This is a genomic window from Flavobacterium magnum, assembly GCF_003055625.1.
GTDB classification, from domain to species: domain Bacteria; phylum Bacteroidota; class Bacteroidia; order Flavobacteriales; family Flavobacteriaceae; genus Flavobacterium; species Flavobacterium magnum.
Map to the genome: position 1 here is coordinate 292,148 of NZ_CP028811.1, position 23,676 is coordinate 315,823.

General features: G+C 48.2%; 9 protein-coding genes. 6 read left to right on the top strand and 3 right to left on the bottom strand.

Annotated elements, in window-relative coordinates; all coding sequences use genetic code 11:
- The first annotated feature begins 3 nt into the window (after positions 1–3).
- From ligD to HYN48_RS01085, 4 genes are read left to right on the top strand one after another with little or no spacing between them, the layout of a single operon-like run.
- Positions 4–2,583, top strand: a complete 2,580-nt coding sequence (ligD, locus tag HYN48_RS01075; protein ID WP_108369378.1) for a DNA ligase D — start codon at positions 4–6, stop codon at positions 2,581–2,583.
- Positions 2,584–2,613: 30 nt separating this feature from the next.
- Entirely contained in the window at positions 2,614–3,129 is a 516-nt protein-coding gene (locus tag HYN48_RS01080; RefSeq protein ID WP_108369379.1) for a pyridoxamine 5'-phosphate oxidase family protein, read from the top strand.
- A 10-nt stretch (positions 3,130–3,139) separates the two neighbouring features.
- Entirely contained in the window at positions 3,140–3,307 is a 168-nt protein-coding gene (locus HYN48_RS15245; protein WP_181248499.1) for a hypothetical protein, read from the top strand.
- 1 nt (position 3,308) lies between these two features.
- The gene (locus HYN48_RS01085; RefSeq protein WP_108369380.1) at positions 3,309–3,671 is read left to right on the top strand and encodes a hypothetical protein; all 363 of its coding nucleotides are present in this window, start codon (positions 3,309–3,311) and stop codon (positions 3,669–3,671) included.
- A gap of 73 nt (positions 3,672–3,744) precedes the next feature.
- On the opposite strand, the gene HYN48_RS01090 is transcribed toward HYN48_RS01085, so the two are convergent.
- Entirely contained in the window at positions 3,745–4,203 is a 459-nt protein-coding gene (locus HYN48_RS01090; RefSeq protein WP_108369381.1) for a hypothetical protein, read from the bottom strand.
- 1,060 nt (positions 4,204–5,263) lie between these two features.
- The gene (locus tag HYN48_RS01095) at positions 5,264–20,638 is read right to left on the bottom strand and encodes an Ig-like domain-containing protein (protein WP_108369382.1); all 15,375 of its coding nucleotides are present in this window, start codon (positions 20,636–20,638) and stop codon (positions 5,264–5,266) included.
- A 337-nt stretch (positions 20,639–20,975) separates the two neighbouring features.
- Between HYN48_RS01095 and HYN48_RS01100 the strand changes: the two genes are divergently transcribed.
- Both HYN48_RS01100 and HYN48_RS01105 read left to right on the top strand, forming a co-directional pair.
- Complete coding sequence (locus HYN48_RS01100) at positions 20,976–21,503, top strand: DUF1761 domain-containing protein (RefSeq protein WP_108369383.1); 528 nt, start codon at positions 20,976–20,978, stop codon at positions 21,501–21,503.
- A gap of 114 nt (positions 21,504–21,617) precedes the next feature.
- Positions 21,618–22,766, top strand: coding sequence for a GNAT family N-acetyltransferase (locus HYN48_RS01105; protein WP_108369384.1), 1,149 nt, complete (start codon positions 21,618–21,620; stop codon positions 22,764–22,766).
- On the opposite strand, the gene HYN48_RS01110 is transcribed toward HYN48_RS01105, so the two are convergent.
- A complete protein-coding gene (locus tag HYN48_RS01110; RefSeq protein ID WP_108369385.1) occupies positions 22,763–23,653 on the bottom strand; it encodes a diacylglycerol/lipid kinase family protein in 891 nt (296 codons plus the stop codon). The two genes, HYN48_RS01105 and HYN48_RS01110, sit on opposite strands and share 4 nt — an antisense overlap.
- Positions 23,654–23,676: the final 23 nt, after the last annotated feature.

A 23,676-nucleotide genomic window follows, 5' to 3' on the forward strand; every position in this document is an offset into this window, starting at 1 on the left:
GTTATGGCACTCGAAAAGTACAACCAGAAACGGGATTTCACTAAAACCAAAGAGCCGAAAGGAATCAAGAAAGATTCTGATGGTGCCCTGCGGTTTGTCGTGCAGAAACACGCCGCTTCACACCTGCATTATGATTTCAGGCTCGAGATTGATGGTGTACTGGTGAGCTGGGCGGTCCCGAAAGGTCCGTCGTCTGACCATGAAGTGAAACGGCTTGCGATGCATGTCGAGGACCATCCAATGGATTATATCGACTTTGAAGGCACTATCCCCGAAGGTGAATATGGTGGTGGGACGGTGATGGTCTGGGACATCGGAACTTACCATGCGGAAGGAAACGATGACATTTCGAAGGACAACCTGACGATGAAAAAACAGTTAAAGCAAAAATCCGTTAAAGTGGTTCTTAACGGCAGCAAGCTCAAAGGGTCTTACCACCTCTTCTCCATCGGCGCTGACGGAAAGCAATGGCTGCTGATGAAAGGCAATGATCGTTTTGCAGATGGCAAGCCCTTCAATGAACTGTCCATTCTCACAAAAAGGGATTTTGACGCCATAGCGAAAGGTCATCATGTTTGGGAGCGCACTCAAAAATCGGCCACAAAAAAAATTGTCCCTGTTAAGAAATCAGAGCGTAAGGAAGAAGAAAAAATGGACCACTCGGCGCAAGCGGACGGCGCATTTTCAGCGGATGACCTCGCCGAAGCGGTAAAGATCAAGAGCTTCCCTGACGAATGGCGGCCCCAACTTGCCACGCTAACCGACGCGGCATTTGACAACGAAGACTGGATTTTCGAGCACAAATATGACGGCTACCGCGCGCTCGTGCAGATTCACAACAAAAAGGCCACGCTGGTATCGAGAAACGGATTGAAATTTAACTCAAAATACCCGGAAATTGCCAGGACGCTTGACGGCACACCGCAGGATATGATATTGGACGGTGAAATCGTCGTCGAGGATACCAAGGGAAAGAGCAACTTCCAGTGGTTGCAGCAATATGGCGATTATCCGGAGAAAGGAACGCTGAAGTTCTATGCGTTTGACGTGCTTTATTTCCAGGGATATGATTTGCGAAATCTCGGACTTTTATTACGCAAGAAAATCCTGAAGGCGATATTGCCCAAAGCAAAAAATATCATTTATTCTGAGCACACCACGACCTTGGGAACGAAGGCCTTTGAAAAGGCGGCGAACGAAGGCGGCGAAGGGATTATCGCCAAAAAGTCGGATTCGACCTACCAGACCGATAAACGCTCCCGTGACTGGCTTAAGGTCAAGACCAACAAACAGCAGGAAATGGTCATCGGTGGGTTCACCGATCCGCAGGGCGGCAGGAAGGGCATCGGGGCGCTTCTTTGCGGGTATTACGACGGCAATGATTTGGTATATGCCGGAAAAGTGGGCAGCGGTTTTACCGAACCAATTCTTGAAGACCTTCGGAGAAAGCTAGATCGCATAAGCCGTAAAAGCGCGCCATTCTCGACCGTTCCTAAAGAAAAAAATGCGCATTGGGTAAGTCCGAAACTGATCGCCCAACTCAAATTCTCCGAATTTACCGATACGGGCAACATGCGGCATCCGGTTTTCCTGGGCCTGCGCGCTGATAAGGATCCGAAAGAGATTAAGATGGAGCAGCCATTAGTTGTCACCGAAAAAGCCACGCAGAAAGGGTCGCCGGTCACCGCGAAGTCTTCGGCAGCATCAGGCAAAAGCCGCGTAGAATTCAGCAATCTCGATAAGATTTTCTGGCCTAAGGAAAAAATCACCAAAGGCGATGTGATCGACTATTATAGGTCGGTATCCGAATATATCCTGCCTTATCTGAAAGACCGGCCGCAATCACTGCGCCGTACCCCGGACGGCATTAAGAGTGAAGGTTTTTTTCAAAAAGACGTAGCCGGAAAAGTCCCGAAATGGGTTAAAACCCGAAAAATAAAATCGGACAGTGCTGAGGAGAGCGTAGAGTGGCTGATTTGCAATGACGAAGAAACGTTGCTTTTTATGGCCAATTGGGGCTGCATCGAACTCAACCCGTGGAGCAGCCGTGTAGGCTCTTTGAACAATCCGGATTACATCATTTTCGATCTCGATCCTAAAGGCGCACCCATGAAAAGCATCATCAGGACGGCGCACAAGGTGAAAGAAACGCTGGATTTATTGAAAGTACCGGCGTACATAAAAACATCAGGCGGCAACGGGCTGCACGTATTCATTCCGGTCCTTCCGAAATACACCTACGAGCAGACCAGGCAGTTCTCGCATCTGGTAAGCCAGATGGTCCACCGTGATCTGCCGGAAATTACCAGTCTCGAGCGCCTGCCCGCTAAGCGCCAGGGAAAGGTATATCTGGATTTTCTTCAAAACGGACGCGGAAAAACGATGGCAAGCATTTACTCACTGCGTCCGAGAGAAGGTGCCGGTGTAAGTACGCCGCTCGATTGGGAGGAAGTCAACGACGCACTGGACCTGAAGGCTTTTAACATCAAAACCATACCCGAACGGCTGCAGCAGAAGGGCGATTTGTGGGCGCATTTCTTCGACGACGCGATTGATCTGAAATCCATACTGAATAAAATCTGACAACATATTATCAACCTAAAATAATACACCATGGGAAATTACAAAGACCTGAACGACCAGGAAGCCATCAAAAAACTGAAACAACTTGCAGAGGATATTAAAATCTGCCATTTCTGTACCGAACTCACGCAGTTGCCTATTAATTCAAGACCAATGAGCGTCCTCGAGGTAGATGACAGCGGAAACCTTTGGTTCATGAGCTCTTCGGAGAGCAACAAAAATTTTGAAATACTCGAGGACGACCGCGTACAGCTGTTTTTTGCGAAATCATCAGACAATGAGTACCTGTCGGTTTTCGGGACAGCGACGATTTACCGCGACCGCGCTCACATCGACGAGGTTTGGACTCCTATCGCCAAAGCGTGGTTTGAAGAAGGAAAGGATGATCCGAAAGTCACCGTGATCAAAGTAGCGCCTTCGGACGCTTATTATTGGGACACTAAAGACGGCAAACTCATTGCGCTTTTAAAATGGGCTACAGCCGCCGCCGGATTGAAAGACGCCAACTCGGATGACGGAGGCATTGAAGGGAAAATCAATATTTAAACCCGAAACGATGAAGAAAAAATATCCCGTACTGAAATATGCCACGGACGATGCGCAGGCAGCACCGTTGCAGCAACAAATACGGCTCGCGAAAGCCAAGGTATACATCCGGAACCTGCTGATTACCAACAAGACGCTGTTGGCCAGCAACAACATTAACAACTTAATACTGTTTTAAAATGGAAACCAACAAGCACGATGATAGAAAGCGGGGTAAGGAAACCCTACAGCCGCATCAAAAGGAAAATGAAGAGGGTGATGATTTTAAGTACACTTCGCCCGACAAATATCTTGCCATGGAGCAACCCGGCGTAAGTTATACAGAGGAGAAACCGCACACCAGCAATGCGGATTACCTTGAGTACGACAACGAGGAACAGCGATCGGATAAATTCCGCGCGCACCATCACAACAGCCGCAACTCCGATGCTTTCAGTCAGGATGACTACATCCTAAGAGACAATATCGATCTTGACGAGGATCAGGCGAACTCGATCTCAGCAGATGACGCGCCTGATACGAATACAACGGACGAAATATAAATTAGTGCTGATTTAAGAAGGCCCTGGATTCGGGACTTCAATATAAAAGCCGGTTATTACACCGGCTTTTATTTTAAGAATTCTTTTCAAATGTGAGGTAATCCACACCCCCGTTGCCCCCGCTTACGTGTTTCATGCGGAGTTTTGTTGAAGTGCGCTCAAGGATTTCCCAGTCCTCGGTAAGATCAGTGAAATTATCCGGGGCGTTGAAAATGATATCAAAGTCGATATCCTCGAGGTGGGGATTGTCATCCGTCGCATCCTCGGTGCTTACATTCCAGATGCCGGTGTACGTATTTGCACCATTTGAAGCTGTCAGGACATTGTTCGGACCAAACGTAAAATTATAATTTTCAAAATGACTTGTTTCATCTACGTCTCCGTCCATAAAGTACGTTACACGCCATGCGCCTGAAGTGACAGTGTTGGCGATTTCTGAAGTTGACGTCGTGTTGTTGTCGTCATCGGAACTGCAGGAGATGGTCCCCATCATCATCGCGGCAGTGACCATAGAATACATTACTTTTTTCATAAATATTTTTTTAGGTTGCTTATGAAAACCAAACGGACAGAAAACGGATATGGTATGTCAAATGCCGAAATTGTATGAGATTTAACAACGGCTGAGCGGGTAAACGCCTGGACTAATGAGTCCTGCGCAATTACGAAAGTCACGCTTTAACAAACTGATTTTTTTCAGTAGTGAAATGTATTTCCCCTCGTTGAACTGGGATGATACAGGGGCAGCAAGTCGCTTCCACTTGCGCGGAGACAAATAAAAAACAGGTATTCACCGAAATTAAATACCTGTCTTGATAAGTCCGAGAAACATCAGGAACTTCCCGACGTTCGTTTCCTTGAAGATAAATTCTTTAAACATTGGCGTTGCTTTTAAAGATTAAGGGGCAAATTTATAATAACGCAAATACTGCAGGCTGCTGTTAACGATAACGCAAAATAAACACTGCTATTATACAATAATACGAACATAAGTTCTTAAAAGTTACGCTTTGGGAATTTATAACAAAAACGCCCATAATTGTCATAAAAACAAAAAACATCCGGGGAAGGATGTTTTCGTTGGACTGGAGTCATCGTTTTTGGCGTTGAATGTTTCCTTTCCAAATATAAAAAAGTCTAAAATCTCACAGCTATTTTTGAAAAGACGGTTTTCTCTTCCTTTGTCCAAATCCGAAAACGGCAACAAGTTTCAGGATATTGGTTTCTTTAAAAATGAACTCTTTAAGCATGGTCTTTATTTATTAACAAGACAAATGTAAAACAGCTGTATCGCACGAAAAAAAAATAAAGGTAAACGCGAAATTTCCTGCGGTAGATATTTCAGCCGGTAAAACCGACAGCGGTGTATTGCTTTTTTTGTGCGGCGAATACGATGTCATCCGGGTCAACATTTTGAATAAATTAATAACACGCAACTTAGCGGCCGCTCATCGTTTTGTTCAAAAGGTTGCATTTATTAGTATTTAAACACGACTTCCGAAAACGGGAAATCGTCATCATTACGCAATGTGCGTAAACAAAAAACCTCCTGATTGCTCAGGAGGTTTCTTTTATTTAATATTCAGTGAAACTTAGTAAGCCACCTTTTTGGTAACTACCTCATTGTCTACAGAAGTGATCTGAACAAGCAGTACCTGCTCTTCTGCCCTAAGGTCGTTCAATACGGTCTCAGAGGCATTGATGGCACCGCGCTCATAGATCAGCCTGCCGCGGACGTCGAAGATTTTCACCCCTGACATCACGATCTTACCTGAATTGATGTGAAGCATGCCCTGGTTTTTGTAAACCACCACGCTGTTCGCATCGAATGTTGGCGTGTCAACCCCAAGCGGTGAAGACTGGTACACCACCTCAAACCTGTTGGCAAATGTGCCTTCGGCAGAAGCGAAGCTGTAAGCCCCCTGCTTGATGTTGTGTGTCACCCCAAGAAGGTTGTCCTTCAGGTAGATGTTCTGGTCGCCCGAGAACAATCCGTCTACGTGATCCAGCTCAATGATGTAGGTTCCGGCCGTAGCGGCTGTGAAGCCCATCGGTACCACGTCAGTATCCACGAATGGAAGCGAACGTGCCTGGATAACATAATTGTCACTGCCGATCAAGGTAGAGATCGATGAACCGCCTTCGATAGACTTACCGTCCATTGCGATATCCTCACCCATGGTAGCGCCTTCAGCGTAACCTACAAGGATTTGGTTCATCGCATGTCCAGGTGTGTTCAAGTTGAACCACATACGGTGTTTCTCAGCCGTCTGTGCATTTCGGTAGAAGGCACCGCCTTCAGCCGTCCTCATCGCGTTGGTGAACCTGGCCGTACTTGCTGATGATTTCAGCAGGATGAAGCCCTGGCCTCCGCGGATGGCACCTGTTGGTGCAGAACCTCCTGATTGCGCAGCGGTTCCCCCGAAGGTGTTGTAGCTCGCATAGTTCGCTCCTGAGGCAGCAGCCTGGCTGATGTGCGTCCAGAAGTAAAGCGTACCTGCGTTTCCTGGCTCAGCAAGGAACAGGTCGGCATCAACGGTAGATGGGTAAGGGTTACCGATCATGTTGTAGCCCTGTCCGTTCACTGTTACAGGGATGGTGTACTCTCCGTTGCGTGGGGTTCCTGTGAAGGTTCCTGTCCATGGGGTAAGCACCGCAGGGTGGTTGTTGGCAGCACGGATCATATAACCTTTAGCCGCATCGAACGAAGTCGTTGACGGTGAGGCGATCTGTGAGAAGCCGTTTGAAGACTCATCAAGAGTATAGAAACGCGTGTTTAGCGTGTTCGGTGAGAACGGCTGTAACAGTTGTCCCGATACCGGTGAAGACCAGTAAACATAATCCTGACGGATCAGGTTCGCTGTCCTCTTATACTTGATGTTACCTGTGTTGGCATCATTGCGTGTCTGAACAAGGTCAGATCCATCCTCGAAGGTAATGGTACCTCCATTGACGCTGACTTTTCCGCTTACGTAAGCATCGAATCCACCAGGGAACGAAACCGTTCCGCTCTGGATCGTCAACGAACAGGCGTTAAGGTCAGCCACCGCAGTGAAGTTACCGTTGATGGTAGCAGCACTTGTAGAGGTTGGCGCACCGTTGCTCCATCCGCCGGCTACAGTCCATGTGGTCTGGTTACCCGGAGTGATCGTAGCCACGGCAGAGTTGGTCGTGCCACAGCTTCCGCTTTGGACAACCGCCCTCACGTAAGTGGTAGCGGTGATGTTGCCCACCTGAGCTCCCGTCAATGTAGTGGTCGTGTTGGCAATATCCTGAGGGCTGGTGAAAGCCAGGTCAGATGATTTCTGCCATTTCACCACACTTCCAACACTTCCTGAAAGCACGATGTCGTCAGGAGTGGAGTTGTAACAAGCCGTTTGGTTTGATAGAGTACCGCCGTTAACCTGCGGTATAACCGTTACCGCTGCACTTGCCGACGTTGCCGCGCTGCAAAGTCCGCTGGTGACAACCGCCCTGTAGTAAGTTGTAGCGGCAATATTCTGAGCAGTGTATGTCGAACCGGTAGCTCCTGAAATGTTAGCGAAAACAGTGTTGTCTGTAGACGATTGCCACTGGATAGTTCCGGTGTTACCATTCAATGTCAGTGTAGTGCTATTCGTTCCGGAACAAACTGAAGTGGCTCCGCTGATAGTTCCTGCAACCGATGTTGGATTGACAGTTACTGTCACTCCGTTAGACACCACAGGACAACCGTTAATGCTTGTCGTAAGTGTATATGTAGTAGTAACCGTAGGGTTAACAGTCAGCGATTTTGTCGTACCGACTACCGTTGTACCGTCAGACCAGGAATAGGTCGCGCTCGGCACCAGGTTTACTGCATATTCTTCGTACTCACCCCAGCCTACAGTCATTGTAGGGCCGGTGATGCCGCTGGCACCTTCGGTAACAATGATCCTCATTCTGGCAGTACCTGGGTTTACACCTGCAGGAACAACAAATGATCCTGTTTCCGTATGTGCACCTGTTGTAGTGGCAGCGGAGGTATAGACGGCCTCCCCGGCATCCGCGAATGAACCGTTCCTGTTGTAGTCGATATAAATTGCCATCGAATGCGCAAATGGAGAGGTATCCTGCACGCTCGTCATAGAGAAATTGTAAGTCAAACCTCCATTCAGAGTGTACGGTCCAAAAGCAGTATAATTAGCATAACTTCCAGCTGTTCCTGTAGCCGTTCCAATTGTGCCTACGAGAGAATTTCTCGCAGAAGTATTGTTCAGAATGGTTGTCGCACCCTGCGTAATCGTTACGTTACCCATATCCTCATCAGTTGTAGGGTTAGTAACGGCAGGAGGCGCAGTATACGTTGGCGAACCGCCTGATAAAGCACCATCCAGCGTCGTCGGGCTTCCGGCACAGATTGTTGTAGCCGTTGCTGAAGCCACCGAAGTGATTCCCGTGTTTGGAGCATCCTGGTAAGAAGTTCCGCTAAATGTCGTACTCAGTGCCGATGAATTTGTTGCGGTAACACTCCAGATCACAATACTGTTCGCTGGTGAAGCCGCAGGAATGGTGTAAGACCATATACTGCCTGATGTATTTGTCATCGCAACAGGGCCTGTAGCGCTACCGTTGTTGTAAGTGATCGTAACAGCTGTTATTGTTCCTGAAGGCGTCGTTACATCTACAGAAACCGTTCTTGGCGTAGCAGAACACTGTGTAGTGAGTGCAGGCGAAACTGAATTGAGAGTCACAGCCGGCGCCGGAGACGATCCAGCAAATTCCCAAGCTCCCATATCATACTGTGTTCCTCTTGTAACTCCATTGTAATCTACAGTAAAGAAAGCAGATAGATTTGCACCACCGCTTTCAGCCAGGGTGTTGATCGCATCGTTCGGTTTCAAATAGGTTGACGAGTTTCCTGTCGTGCTGGTGAAGAATGTTGCAGCAGAGAAAGCGGCATCCACGAATGAATTGGCCTCACGTGTTGTTCCTACCGCAGCATAGTAAGTGCTGTAATCCTGGTAAGCGTTCGTTCCATCAAAGAGGATGGTCCTGTTTGCAGCAGGCGTACCGGCAAAATACATGTTGCGGTTAGAAGTTGTAGCAAAGTTACCCAGTGTAGCCACAGCACTTCTTCTCAAAGCAGTGACAACCCCGGTAGTACCAGGCGTAGACGTATTGATTACAATGTTATTCTGTAAATCAAGTTTCGCCGTAGTAGCAGTCGAACTTGCAGCGTGGTAGATACCTGATGTTCCGAAAGCAGCTCCTGTAGAAGAAGCATTCAGGTATACGGTATTGTTATACACGTTGAAGTTGGCAGTAGCAGCCGTAGCGCTTACAGAGATACCCCTGATGGCGTCAGCATTTGACGCAGCAGGTGTCCTCAGATCACCGATAAGGTTGTTGTACGCATTGGTATTTGCTGACGCCGTGGTCGAGGCCATAGCCAATCCGATGATTTGTGCAGCACCTGTGTTTCCAGTGGAAAGATCATAAATCTTATTCCTGAAAATATTAGCCGTGCCGGCAACTCCCGGGTTAGAGAAGATACCAAATTGGGTAATACCTCCTGAGAATCCATAAATAGTATTTCGGCTAACAGTCACATTAGCGCCATAACCGTTACGGATACCATACATGATCACGGTACTGCTCGCCGGAGCGGTGAAGTTGTAGAAGTTGTTTCCTGTACAAACCTTAGTACCTGTGTTAGAGGTAAGCTGATACCAACCTACCATAGTTTGGGCTCCGGTAGCTGTAGTGCTTAAATTGAAAACGTTATTATTAGTAATCGTCTCATTTTGTGGCGTTCCTACTGAATACAATCCGTAAAAACCTGAAGTGCTGCCTGCAGCATTGTTCGACAGGTTAGATACGGTATTGCCGTCGATGGTAATCGTCGTTGGAGTACCATATTGGATACCGTAGAATGTACCTGCTCCAGTCCTGCTTAGAGTGTTAACAGTATTGGAAGTCACATTAGCGGTTGCAGGAGAACCTACAGTCATACCCGTAAATGCTCCAGTACCGGCATTGGAGATGTCAGAAATGGTGTTTGAAGCTGCAGTAAGCAAAGTGGTAGCGCCGCTGTTGTTGATACCATTGATGGCAGAACCACCGGTACCGTAAGCAGTAACATTCCGCACCGTGTTGGTGCTGATGGTTGTGCTTGAACCGGTAGCCGAAGACCTGATCGCATCAATAAGTGACGCACCTGATGTGGTGAATGTCAACGCGCCTGCATTCGTCAGGTTTGTTCCGTTAAAGAATGCACCCGCACGCAGGTTGTTTGCCGTAGCGTTACCCACAATGTTGTTGCTGACGGTAATTACTCCCGCACCCGCAACGTCGATACCGGTAATCGATCCTGTAAGGGATGCCGTAGTACCTGAGGCATCGATAGCTCCGATCGTATTGTTCTGGATGGAAACCGTATTGGCTGAAGTAGCATAGATACCCACCACAGCACCCTGGGTAGTCGTGGTCGCAGCGTAAAGCGATCCGGTACCTGTTGTGGCTCCGATCGTGTTACCTGTAACTGTACCAATATTGGCATTACCGCTGGTTACGTTGATTCCGCATAGGATACCGTTCGTAGTGGTTGCACCACTCGAAGTGTACAAGGCAATTCCTCCAACCGTATTGTTCTGGATTGAAGAAACCGTCCCTGCAGCAGTAAAAGCCGCGTTGATACCGATGAAACGCGTCGCGTTAGGAGTTCCTGTCGTAGTGTACGCACTTGGGAAAGTCCCTGTAAGTGCCACTGAGTTACCGACAAGGCTCATGGTACCTGTTCCGGCTGCATTTGCAAAACCGATCGTGTTTCCAGTAATTGTGTACCCGGCACCTGCGGCGACGTTAATACCGTGGTGCGTGTTTGCCGTAGTATACAGCCTGGTGGCAGTTTGGTACAATTTATTGCCCGAAATCGTCCAGGCCTCACTGTTCGACGCAACAGAAATACCTCTCGTCGCTGAAGCAGCGCTGAAGAAGTTAAAGATGTTGTTGTTCGAAATCGTGTTATTGTCATTGGTCTTGGCCGCAGTACCCGCAGAATAAATTCCAATTGCCGGAGTAGTTGCGCCGTCCCTGATGTCACAGTTCGCAATCGTATTATTGTCGTTACCTGTAGTCGCAGTCGTCGTAGAGAACAACACCACTCCTGAAGTAGTCGAAGTGTTCACACCACGGACATCAGCATAACGTACGATGTTGTTAGAAGCATCGTTAATGAACTGGATCGCAGCACCGGTTGTGTTGGTGTTGCTGATTTGAAGGTCTTTCGTTGTTCCGTTACCTCCTGAGCGACCATCGATAGTCCAGTAATTTCCTCCGTTAAGGGAGAACGTGGCTACAGGGTTTGCAGAGCTGATTACTTTTCCGGTAACGCCATTGGCCTCACGGATTGTGATAGTATTCGTAGCACTTGCACCTGTAATCGCAGGCAGATTGATCGGATAGGTTTCTGTAGAAGCATCGTAACCGCTATTCAGCTCGAGGAAAGTAGGCTGCGTAATTCCACAAGTAACCAAAGCTGCAATGGCAGAAGTAAGGTTATTGTAAGTTCCTGATGGACCTACCGCGATTGTTCCACCGCTTACGACATACAGGCTGACAGTATTCGAAGTCAGCGGTGTACATGGCGCTGTACCGCTTACCTGTACACGGAAAGTGTAGCCGGAAAGTGATGCAGGAGATGTGATAGACAACGCGTTCGTAGTTGCTCCCGAAATGGTAGCTCCTGAAAGGGTACCATCAGTAAGTACAATATCTGAACCGTTGTTTGCAATCCATTGGTAAGCGAGGCCTGCACCTGTAGCCGTAACACTGAAGTTAGCTGTAGCAGAAGCACAGATCGCCTGGTTTGAAGGCTGGGCTGTAATTGCCACCGACTGGATCACAGTTAATGTCGCAGGAGCAGATGTCTGGGCGCTGCAAGGAGCTAATCCAGAAACCACCGCACGGTATTGACTTCCGGTAAGGGAAACTGCAGGGGTATTGATTGTATAAGATGCACTTGTCGCAGCGGATACCGGAGTCCAGTTGGCACCGTTGTCAGTACTCACTTCCCATTGGTAAGTAAGACCTGTACCGGTTGCACCAACAGTAAATGTTACTGAAGACGCACTTGAACATACCGTTTGAGTCGAAGGATTAGAATTAATCGCCACTACATCGTTAACCGTTAGTGTAGCCACGTTAGAAACAAGGCTGCCTCCATTGATCACCACCTGGTATTGGTTTCCTGTGTTAGCAGAAGTCAATCCTGATGGGATGCTGTAAGATGACGCTGTTGCAGATGGAATATCGGCAAAAGTTCCAGCGCTGTTCACCCTATATTGCCACTGATATGACGAAGGCGTACCTCCCGCGGTGCTCACAGAGAACGTGACGCCCGTGTTGCTGCAGATGGTCTGCGACTGAGGTTGTGCACTAATCGAAATTGTAGTAACCGTCAGGATTGCAGGATCGCTGGTTACAGGAGCACATGGTGCCGTTCCTGAAACCGTTACACGATACTGGTACTGGTTCATCCCGGAAGTAACATTGGTCAAAGCCAAAGTGCTTGTCGTCGCACCAGAGTAAACACCGCCATCAGTAACTGTAGACCAACCTGAACCGTTGTTCACTTCCCATACATAAGAAGAAATTCCGGTACCTGTTGCAGTCACTGAGAATGAGGTATTATCAGCAGGCAGGATAGAAACACCCTGAGGCTGTGCCGTGATAGCAACCGCTTTGTTTACGGTCACAGCAACGGTAGTAGTACTTGTAGTACATCCTGCGCCGGTGACAGTATTGGTCACATTGTAAGTTCCTTCCAAACTGGCCGCGAGGTCAATCACCCCGGTTGAAGGGTTGATTGAAAGTCCTGCAGGCACTGCCGTGAATGTTCCTGCAGTACCTGTAATAACAGGCGTAGCAGTCAATGAACTTGAGCAGTAAACAGAAGAACCATAGGTGAATCCAGAGCTTGGATTTTGACCGATAGTGATAAAAGTCGTTGCTGTTTTCATACCGCAACTTCCGCCATCCATTGTGTAAGTCACCTGATAAAGACCCGGTGTACTCAATGATGGGTTCACCTCACCTGTTGTCGGGTTAAGGCTCAACGCCACATCTGCAGTGTAAGTTCCGCCTGCCGTTCCGGTTCTTGTTACCGGTGCACTGGTTAGCGTATTACAATAAGGGCTGTTGTCATAGTTGATTGTGGCTGACGGCGTTGTATCGATAGTCAATACAATAGCTGAACGTGGACTTTCACAACCTGTCGCAGGGTTGACAACGCTTACATACAGAGTAGTCGTTGCACTGATCGAAGTCGTGTAGTTTGTCGCAGTAGACGATTGCAATGCAGTGCCTCCTGTTGAAGCACTATACCACTTATAGGTTGGGGTTGCAAATCCGTTGGTGTTGGATACCGTTGCAGTGGTAACCACACCTGGCCCGCAATTCCCACCATTTACAACAGTCGGCGCATTTGGAGCAGGGTTTACGTTAACCGTTACGTTCTGCGATTTGGCACAGCTCGTAACCGGATCTGTAGCGGTCACCGTGTACACTGTCGTTGTCGTTGGCGATGCACTGAAGGTGTTTGAAGTACTTACTTCAGAAACGCCATCAGACCATGAGTACGTCAGTGATCCGGCGCCTTGTCCGAGTACCTGACCACCGAAAACCATATTCGGCCTGTTGGTAAATGTAGTTATCGCGGTTCCGTTATTCGTACCGCACAAAGAATTATTGTCGGCATATTTTCCATACACTGAATTGTACGCGGTTGTCGAATAGGCAACGGTTGAATTTCCGCTGAAGCAAGACGCGCAGGTGTCTGCCACTGAATCGTTATCATGGCAGATATCCACCACGATATTTGACGATCCATCCCAGTTAAATGGTGTGGTAAAAGTCAATGTGTGGATTCCTACCGCCGGAGCAGGTTTAGAAATCGGGCCATACACCGTCGTGAAACTTCCAGATGGCGTGGCAAAATTTCCTGAAAAGGCAGTGTCTGCGGTATTCGCAATCTTTACAGTGTAGCCACTTTGTGCAAAAGTACCCACACCCGAAGCCGTAACATTAAATGCCAGAGAAGTAAGATTACCCGCTTTCAGTCCGCTGGCGGTCAACTCACTGGCCCTTACGATATATTGTACATGTTGTCCTTCATAATTCGAAGTAAACGGTGTGATGGCGTTCGTCGAAGTCGTGGTCACATCTGTTCCTATTGATGAAGCAAGACCTGCGGTGATTGTCGGCGTGGTAGCCAAAAGTGTCGTTGCACTTCCTGCGCAGATTGTTGCCGGCGTAGCCGAGACAGTCAATACAGGTAAAGCATTTACCGTGATGGTTTTAGTCTGTACGGATGTACAGCCCTGAACCGGGTCGTACGCACTGATGGTGTATACATAAGTTCCGGCCGCCGTTGGCGTAACCAGGTACGCATCGCTTCCCGAAGCATTTGCAGTCAACGCCACATTTCCTGTCACGCCGCTTCCTGTCGCAGGAGCTGCAGACAATGTAAATTGTGTAAAGTTGTTGAAACTTGGTGTGTAACTGCTCGAAATATTGAAGCTGCCGCCCGCGCATACGCTTGATGGCGCGGTAACACTCAAGGCATCAGGCGTGGCGACGGTAATTGTCAACGGCGTCCTGGCCCCTTCACATCCCGTAGTCGGGTTTACCACCGCAACATAGAATGTAGTAGTTACTGAAATGGCAGAATCATAGCTCAAGCTGGTAGTAGCCTGCAAAGGCGTACCACCTGTAGCCACGTTGTACCATCTGATTACCGGAGTCGTAAATCCGTTTGGATCTGATACCGATGCACCCGGAACCTGAGTTCCGCATTGTGAGGTATTTGAAACTACAACCGGAGCAGCCGGAGCAGGATTCACATTTACGGTGATGGTCTGCTCACTGAAACATCCTGTAGTAGTATTTGTTGCCCTTACGGTATACAAAGTAGTTGTTGTTGGAGATACGGAAACGGAGCTTCCTGACAAGTTGCCCGGATTCCAGGTCCATGTATACGACGACGTTACGTCAGATCCTACCTGCCCTGCAAAGGTTGCCAAAGGCCTGTTTGCGTAAGTGGTTGCGCCGGTGGTTGCAGCACAAGCACCCGCAGATCCAAGTAAGTTGTTGTTGCTCACGACTGAAGGTGTCGTAGCCGCCAGTGTAGAAGAACTTCCCGTAGTTGAAATGTTGTAACAAATATCAACCAAAACATTTGACGTCCCATCCCAGTTGAATGGTGTGGTGAATGTGTGGGTATTGACACCTGCAACTGCAGTATAGGTAGACGCTGTGTAGCAGGTCGTAAATCCTGCAGGAGAAAGGAATGACGTTGTCAATGGGGGTGTTGAAGCCACATTGGCCATTCTGATGGTGTAATTGTTTGCGCTTCCTGAACCGGCAGAGGTTACATTAAAGCTAATAGACGTAATGTTTCCACCGACCAAACCTGCTGCATTTAATTCAGCAGCTGTGTAGATCAGTTGGTGTTTGAAATCGCCTGTGCCAAAACCGTTCCTGTAAACACCTCCACCAAACTCAGTGGTAGATTGTGTGCCGATTGCTGCAGTTCCAGCAGTAGCAGGAACGCTTTTCGCTGTCAAAACGGAAGCCGTACCTGGGCAAGCCGCAGCTGAAGGTCCTGTAACGGAAGAAATAAGAGGCAATGCGCCAACGGTTACTGTTACTGTACTCGTCGCCGTACATACGCCATCTGTACCAATTACGGTGTAGACGTAAGTTCCGGCAATGGTTGGCGTCACTGTCTGAGATGCGCCATTAACCGTACCTGTAATACCGCTTCCGGTTTGTGGGCTTGCACTCCATGAATAAACATAAGAAGTATTTACACTGCTTGCACCCAATGAGACAGCTGTTCCTGCGCAGGCATTCGCTGTCGCGCCAGGAGTTACTGTGATAGGATCAGGATTGCTCACAGTTACAGTAACCGGTGTACGGTTGCTCTCGCAGCCCGTAGTCGGATTGGTTACCGAAACATATAAAGTAGTTGTCGCTGATATAGCAGTATTGTAGGTATTTGATGTACTGGATTGCAACGCTGTAGCGGTTACATTATCCGCGTACCACTTGATGGTAGGTGTAGTAAATCCATTTGGATCAGCAACTGAAGCAGTTGGCATCTGAAACCCGCATTGGCTTGAATTGGTCGCCGTAAGCACCAATGGCTTAGGATTGACTGTTACGTTTACAACCTGCTCGGCAAAGCAACCAGTAGTATTATTCGTCGCCCTAACGGTGTAAGCTGTGGTTGTTAGCGGCGATACCGATACCGATGCACCTGACAGGTTCCCTGGATTCCAGCTCCATGTATAAGACGCAGTGATATCTGTTGTTTTCTGTCCGCCCAAAGTGACAATCGGCCTGTTGGCTACAGCAGTACCCGTTGTGGCACTGCAAGCTGTGGTACTTGAAGCAGAATGTGTATTACCAGCAAAAGCCGGCGTTGAACAGGCTACTGTGGTTGTACCTGTGATGTTATTTGTCTGGCATGTCTCCACAATAATGTTAGAGGTCCCATCCCAAACAAACGGAGTCGAGAAAGTGTGTGTATTGACTCCGAGGGCCGGTGTGAATGACGCCTGTGTGAATACCGTTGTAAAGGTCGGCGTTTCGTAGGTAGTGGTCAGCGCTGTAGCACTTGTTGCCGCCATTTTGATAGTCAAGTTAGACACCACCCCGGTATCAGCGCCCGTTACAGTAAAACCTAGACTGGTAATATTTCCTGCAACGTAACCTGCAGCGGTAAGCTCGGAAGCCCTGTATAACAGTTGCGTCTTGATTTGGTTGCCGGTACCGTTTCCTGAACGGTAAGGGTTACCATTATCCCCACCAATCGTGGTAGTTTGCGTGCCAATCGTCCCAACGCCAGCGCCAATTCCAATGCTTGTTGCGGTCAATGCAGTTGAACTGCCTTCGCAAATAGTCGGACTTGCCGCCACCGCGGTAGTAATTGCAGGCAGCGGACCTACTGTAACTGTTACAGTTTTTGTAGTGGCACAGATACCATCATCTCCTAAAACAGAATACACATACGTTCCTGGCAAGGTTGGCGTAACGGACTGTGACGCGCCGGTAAGCGTTCCACTCACTCCACTTCCTGTAGCAGGGCTTGCTGTCCAGGTGTAGACGTATCCGGCGTTGATGCTCGATGCGCCTAGTGAAATAGTTTGTCCCGCGCAGATGGTAGCCGTTGCTCCGGGAGTCACGGTGATAGGATCCGGAGTGGATACGGTTACGGTAACCGGAGTCCTTGTACTTTCACAACCTGTAGTAGGGTTTACAACAGAAACATAGAATGTGGTCGTCGCTGAAATGGCGGTACCATATGTGTTTGAAGTAGTGGCCTGTAACGGCGTGGTAGCCACGTTGGTCGCATACCATTTGATGATCGGCGTTGTGAATCCGTTAGGATCTGCAACCGATGCCGTAGGAATATCCAAACCACACTGTGAAGAATTTGTGGCAGTTGGCGCGGTCGGCGCCGGATTAACAGTCACAGTAACGCTATTTGTAGTTACCGGACAGCCGGATAAGCTAAGGGTGGCTGTGTATGTTGTTGTAGCCGATGGGGAAACAGACAAATTGTTTGTTGTTCCAACCACTGTAGACCCGTCCGACCATGAATATGATGAGATTGTCGGCGATACGTTACCTCCGAAAATCATTTTCGGTCTGTTGGAAGTGGTACCTGACGCTGCAGTGACGCCACAAAGAGTAGAGGCTACGGTGCTGTCAACACGGTAATAACCGCAGGAAACGAAAGGGGTTGCATCCACTTTTGCGAAGTTGCTTGTACCGCCAGTATTGTTGTTACTCCAGCAAAATTGAACAACAATATTGGAAGTTCCATCCCAGACGAATGGTGTAGAAAATGTAAAAGTATTATCTCCAGTCGTAGGGGTATATGAAGAGGCCGAATATACCTGTGTCAATCCCGCGCTGACTAACGTCGTTGTCATGGCGGTTTGGGCAGTCGGAGCGATATTAATGGCAAAATTCGAATAGGCCTGTGCGGTCACTGTATTCATCGTGATGCCTATCGAAGTGATGTTACCCGCACTCAGACCCAACGCTGAAAGTTCGGACGCCCTCACCAAAAACTGAGATTTATTTCCTCCAAAAAGGTGGTAGAAAATACCGTCGTATGAACTCGCTGTCGTGGCTCCTGCTCCTAAGGTAGCCGTTCCTGGTTTGCTAATAGCCGCAGACAGTATTGTAGGCGTACCATTACAAAGGGTAGTCACGCTTGCAGAAGCGGAGGCTGTAGCGCCTAAAAGTGGTGCATCAGCATAGCCGGTACCGACTACAGTCCTGGTGACTACGGCGTCCACTGCGGTCACGGACCATACCACTGAGGCATTCGCCGGCGTAGCAGCAGGAATCGTAGCTGTGAAATTCGACGTCGTACCGGCAGTCAGTGTACCTCCGGTCATGGTGATCGGTGTTTGTGCTGTACCGTTAAACGAATAATTTAAAGTGACCGATGTGATTGCACCGGCACCAGCCGTGATGTTGGCAGTGATGGTCCTTGAGGCTGCCGTACATTGGTTACCGGTTGGTGAAGCAGCCACAGAGTTGATCTTCACGACCGCTGGTCCGGTGGCATTTGAAGCATCCGCACCGATATCGACGGGCGTCAATCCGGAACGGGCTTCTCCATCAAAATCATCTGTTACAGAGGCCAGGGTCACACCCAAACCTTCCGTAAATGTCGCTGTACTCGAATCCAAATGCAGATTCGGTGGCGAACTCAATGCATCTTTGAATGGTGTGTCTTCAGCATACGAATTGGCATCCTGTCCGGTTGCCGTTCTCCAGTTGGCGATCGTAGACTGGTCCACCGCATTGAACAATCCGGTAAATCCATTCGTCCCATTAGCAAACAAAATATTACCGTTTGAAGTCAAACCTGCGGGGTTCGCCGCTGTGCCGCCTACGCGAATGGCGTAGTGCTTACCGGTTGAACCGCTGTTGGAACGCTTGTTGACAAAAATGTTATTTTGGTAAGCGCGTGTATTGGCAGTTACAATACTTTGGAAAGCAAATGAATTGGAGGCACCTCCGGTTGGCGCACCCCCTATGAATATACTATTATGGTAAAAGTTATCTGTACCTGCTTGTTCGTTGACTCCGTTAATAGCCATACCAACAGTGGCGGAGCTACCGGAAACACCCAAACGGATCATGTTGTTGCGATACGTCGCCGTTCCACCTCCAACGTAGATTCCATTTACAGAAGCCGCCGCGTTGGCAGCGTCCAGACCGTAGATTAAATTCTTCTCGAAGACCGTGCCGCTTGCCGGCGTACCGGAATATATTCCATTCACGGTTGCAGCGCCTGCTAAAGTTGATGACAGGTTAAAGATCGTGTTGGAACCGATGGTACTTACAGTACTTGCGTTAAACAGCACCCCAATCACCGAAGATGTAGTCGTCGTACCTGTACCCGCATTGTTGGTCAGGTTACGGATTGTATTTGAAGTCAGGGTCGTAATCGGCAAACCAATATTAATCCCGACAACCTGACAAGCTGTACTCGTACCCGATACGGCAATCGAATTGGCTACACTGCCACCGATGCTGTTGTTACTACACGTAGCGGTAACTGACGATGAAGTATTGATAAATATACCTGTAAAAGTAACAGTACCCGACGTACTGTTGGCCACATTAATCCCACCAATCTGGTTATTGGAAATGGTGGTAGCACTCGATGAGTTATTGTAGATGCCATACGTGTTAGAGGTACTGGCTGAAGATGACGTCACCGAAATGGCTCCGGTAGCGCTTTGGCTACCGATTGAATTGGAGTTTACATTGGTCAATCCCGTAACATAAATTGCACGGAATGGGCCAGTGGATGTTGTACCGCTGATGGCACCAGAAACCGAAATGTTGCTGATGGTGTTTGACGACACCGAAGATGCCGTTGTTGTTCCGGCCAAACAATGGATTGGAACAAAAATTGACGAAGAGGAAACGCCGACAAAAGAATAAGTCCCGGTTCCACCCGCATTGGCAAAACCAATGATGTTGCCGGTGACCTGATAATTATTCCCACTTGTATTTGCAATCCAGACAGCCGAGTGTTGCGCACCTGTAGTCTGTGTACGTGCGGCTGTCTGATAGAATTTGTTGTTGGTGATATTGGTATCGGTTGCCCCACCTGCTATATAAATACCTGCACTGGAAACCGCCGCACCAAAATAATCGAAGATGTTATTGCCATTAAAAGTATTGCCACTGTTGTTGAGGGCTGTGGTAGTAGTCGATCCGTTAATGTATATACCCTTGCTCGGCAGGTTGGTACCTGCAGGACCGATATCACAAAATGAAACCGTGTTGTTGTCATTACCATTGGCAGTCACCGCATCGGTGCTGAAAAAGATGTTACCGCCGTTGGTCCCTACCGCCGCGCTGAAAGAACCCAACACCGAACACTTCGTGATGGTGTTGTTGGTCGCACCACCGATAAAACGGATGGTCGATGTTCCCGATGTCGCCGACGCCGTGGTATTGGATAGCGTCAGCGCATTGCCTCCACTATTCAGACCATCAAAAGTAACGTTGTCGGCACCACTCAGGTCGATCATAGGGCTACCGCCCGCTATGGCTCCTGAAATGGTCCGGGCAGCGCCGCCGGTTGGCGAAATCGCAATAGAGGCATAACTGGCCGCACCCGACCCGCTCGCATTCAATACTGCGGTTGCGGTTTCTGTCGTGTTGCCAGAGATACCAATTGTAATGGTTCCCGTGTGGGTTCCCGCATTGATTGCATCGAAGGCACCTTTCAGTGTTGTGTAATTTGCGCTGGATGTTCCTCCGCTCGCAGTCACATCAACCTGAGCACTCGCACCCAAGACACAAAACAGCACCAAAGACAGCGTTGCAGCAATCTTGTTTAGTACCGACCGATAAGTTCCGGCGACGACGCCGGCTTCCGATGAGATGTAGTTTTTTAACATAAATAGTTGATTTTATAAAAGCGGTTAAAAGTATAAAAAAAAGTTAATTGCACATTTTTTTTCAAAAAAAAAGAGGTGAAATAGCAAAAAATGCGGTGAAACACGATTTTGAAGCGGTAAAACTTAAAAATAAAACAAAATAGTTTATTTCTGTAATTTAAACATTAAAGCCGTAAAATGTGTAATATGTAACAAAAATCAATGTTTGTTTTTAGGATAGAATTAATAATTTTGTAACAATTCGATAATATTAACTTTGAAAAATGTAAGACAATACAATACGCTATCTTCGGCGCAAACCATTAACTTTGAATATTAACCAAAAACAAAAATCATTATGGACTTCATTAACTTTCCGGCCATCTTTGCAGCGGCCCTCACTTCGCTCCTGGTAGGTTTTATCTGGTACAACCCAAAGGTTTTCGGCAACATCTGGCTGCGGGAGTCAGGTGTAACAATGGAAGACGGTAAAAAACCGAACATGGCACTGATCTTTACGCTCGTTTACATCTACAGCGTTTTCATCGCGTTCATCCTCTCCGGCGTCACAATACACCAGGCCGGCGCATTGGGCATGGTCGGCGGCCCGATGGAACTAGGCCACGTGAAACCGTCTTACAACGCGTTCATGACTGACTATGGCACCACTTTCCGGTCGTTCAAACACGGCGCGCTTCATGGCTTTATGATGGGCTTGCTTTTGATTTTACCGGTAGTCGCTATCAACTCACTATTCGAGAAAAGAAGCTGGAAATACATCCTGATCACCGGATTTTACTGGGTGGTCACCTGCACCATTATGGGTGGGATCGTCTGCGGATGGACAAAAGACGGTTTCCATTTTTCGTCTCAGTTGCTGCCATGAGTTCAGGAAGGCTTTTTCCCTCTGCAATATACCATACAACCGTCGGACACCGACGGTTTTTTTATACGCTCACGATTTTATTCGCTACTTTTACAAAAAAATCCGTAGCGCCATATGGCACTGACTTTTGAAATCTTTACTGAGGTAAGCCAGCTGCCCCTGCGTTGGGATGCACTTGCAAAAGAAAACCTTTTTCTTTCCCGCGATTACCTTAGCGTATTGCAGCTTTCGGCACCACAAAACATGCAATGCCTTTTTATTGGGTTATCCCATTCAGACCGGTTGGTCGGCATCGCCCTCGCGCAATTTCTTGACGTAAACCGGCTCGAATCATTTGGGGAACGTGACCGTTGCCTGCGTGCTTCGGCAAGGAAGCTGGTTTTCAGGAATTTTTCGTCCCGTGTCCTATTTCTTGGAAATAATATGCTCACAGGACAAAATGCCTTTGCGCTCGACGAACATACTGATCCGGTCCTCGCGTTGAAGACTTTGAAATCAGCTGTGAAGGCGATTGTTACTGATTTTGCCAAAAAAGGAAAAAAAATCCACCTGGTCACTTTTAAGGATTTTGATCAAAAAGAAACGGATGATTTCCGGAAAGCCGGGTTCGCGGATTATCTCGAGTTTTCCACCCAGCCTAATATGGTTTTCAAGATACGCGACAATTGGGTTTCGGAACAGGACTATATCGATTCGCTTTCCAAAAAATACCGCGACCAATACAAACGCGCACGCAAAAAATCCGAAGGCATCAACAAACGAAAAATGTCATTGGATGACATTATCCTGCACGAGGAAACGATATACGAACTGTATTTTTATGTGGCCAAAAACGCGCCGTTCAACACATTTTTCCTAAGCAAAAACCACTTCCGGGTATTCAAGGAAAAACTGCGCGACAGGTTTCTTTTCTACGGATATTTTTTCGAAGAACGGCTCATAGGATTTAGCACGCTGATTAAGAACGGCCAGTCCATGGACACCTATTTCCTCGGTTACGACGACTCGATACAACGCGAGAAAATGCTCTACCTGAATATGCTCTACGACATGATTGCCTATTCTGTCAACAAAGGATTCAGCGAGATTATTTTCGGTCGGACGGCATTGGAAATAAAGAGTTCCGTTGGCGCAGAACCGATAGCAATGCGCGGTTTCATGCAGCACAGCAACCGCCTTATCAACAACAACATGGATTGGATTTTTAAGCGGCTCGAGCCCGCCTCTGAATGGCAGCAGCGCCATCCGTTTAAGGAGCTTTAACCCTCCTGAACCGGAGCAGGAACCGCTACTTTCATCTGTCCCGGCAAGATGTGTATGTCAAGTTTATCCATCATGCCGCAAAATTCCCCGTCAATCTGGAAACTGACTTTCGTGCCGGTCTCTATCACCGCCTCGCTCGTGGAAATAATCTCTACATCGCCCGTGTCCAAAGGCATGTTTCCCGTGATGATTTTCCCGAATACAATCAGGTCCAGGTTTTTCAGGATCACGATTTCAAACTTCCCGTCATCCATGAGCCCTGAAGGGTTAATCGTCACGCCGGTACCATACTTCTGGGTATTGGCAATCACAATCATCCGCGCGGTGGTTTCGATGGTTTCGCCATTGGCAACAATTTTCGCTTCAAACGGTGGTTCCTGTTCGCTCAGTGTCTGTATCGCCTGCAGGGCATAGCCTAACATACCGCGGGTACTGCCCTGCTCGTAATTTTTAACCAGCTGCGCATTGAGCCCGAGGTCGCTCAAATGCAGGCTCCGGATCCCGTTAATAGAAATCATATCCATGTCGATATGGCCGCCGTGAAACGCAATCTCGAGGTTGTCGGCCATCGCAGCGGGAAGGTTCAGGTCGGTCGAAAGGCCGTTTGCCGAACCTGCAGGGATGATGCCCAGTATGACATCGTGGTGTTCCACCGCTTCGGCAACCATCTTTATCGTACCGTCGCCGCCGGCTACCAGGATGCGCTCTGGCTGGTGTTCCTGGTACAGACGCTGTATTTCTGTCAAATCAGCATCGTCACCTGTAGTCTCGTAGGTAATCGTATTGAAATTTTCGGCTTGGGCAAAATCGTGCACAGCCGAAGTCAATTCTGACTTATCGATACCGCCTGCAATGGGGTTTACAACAAAAATGATATTCTTTTTCACGGTTTGGTTTCTTTTTTTCTTTA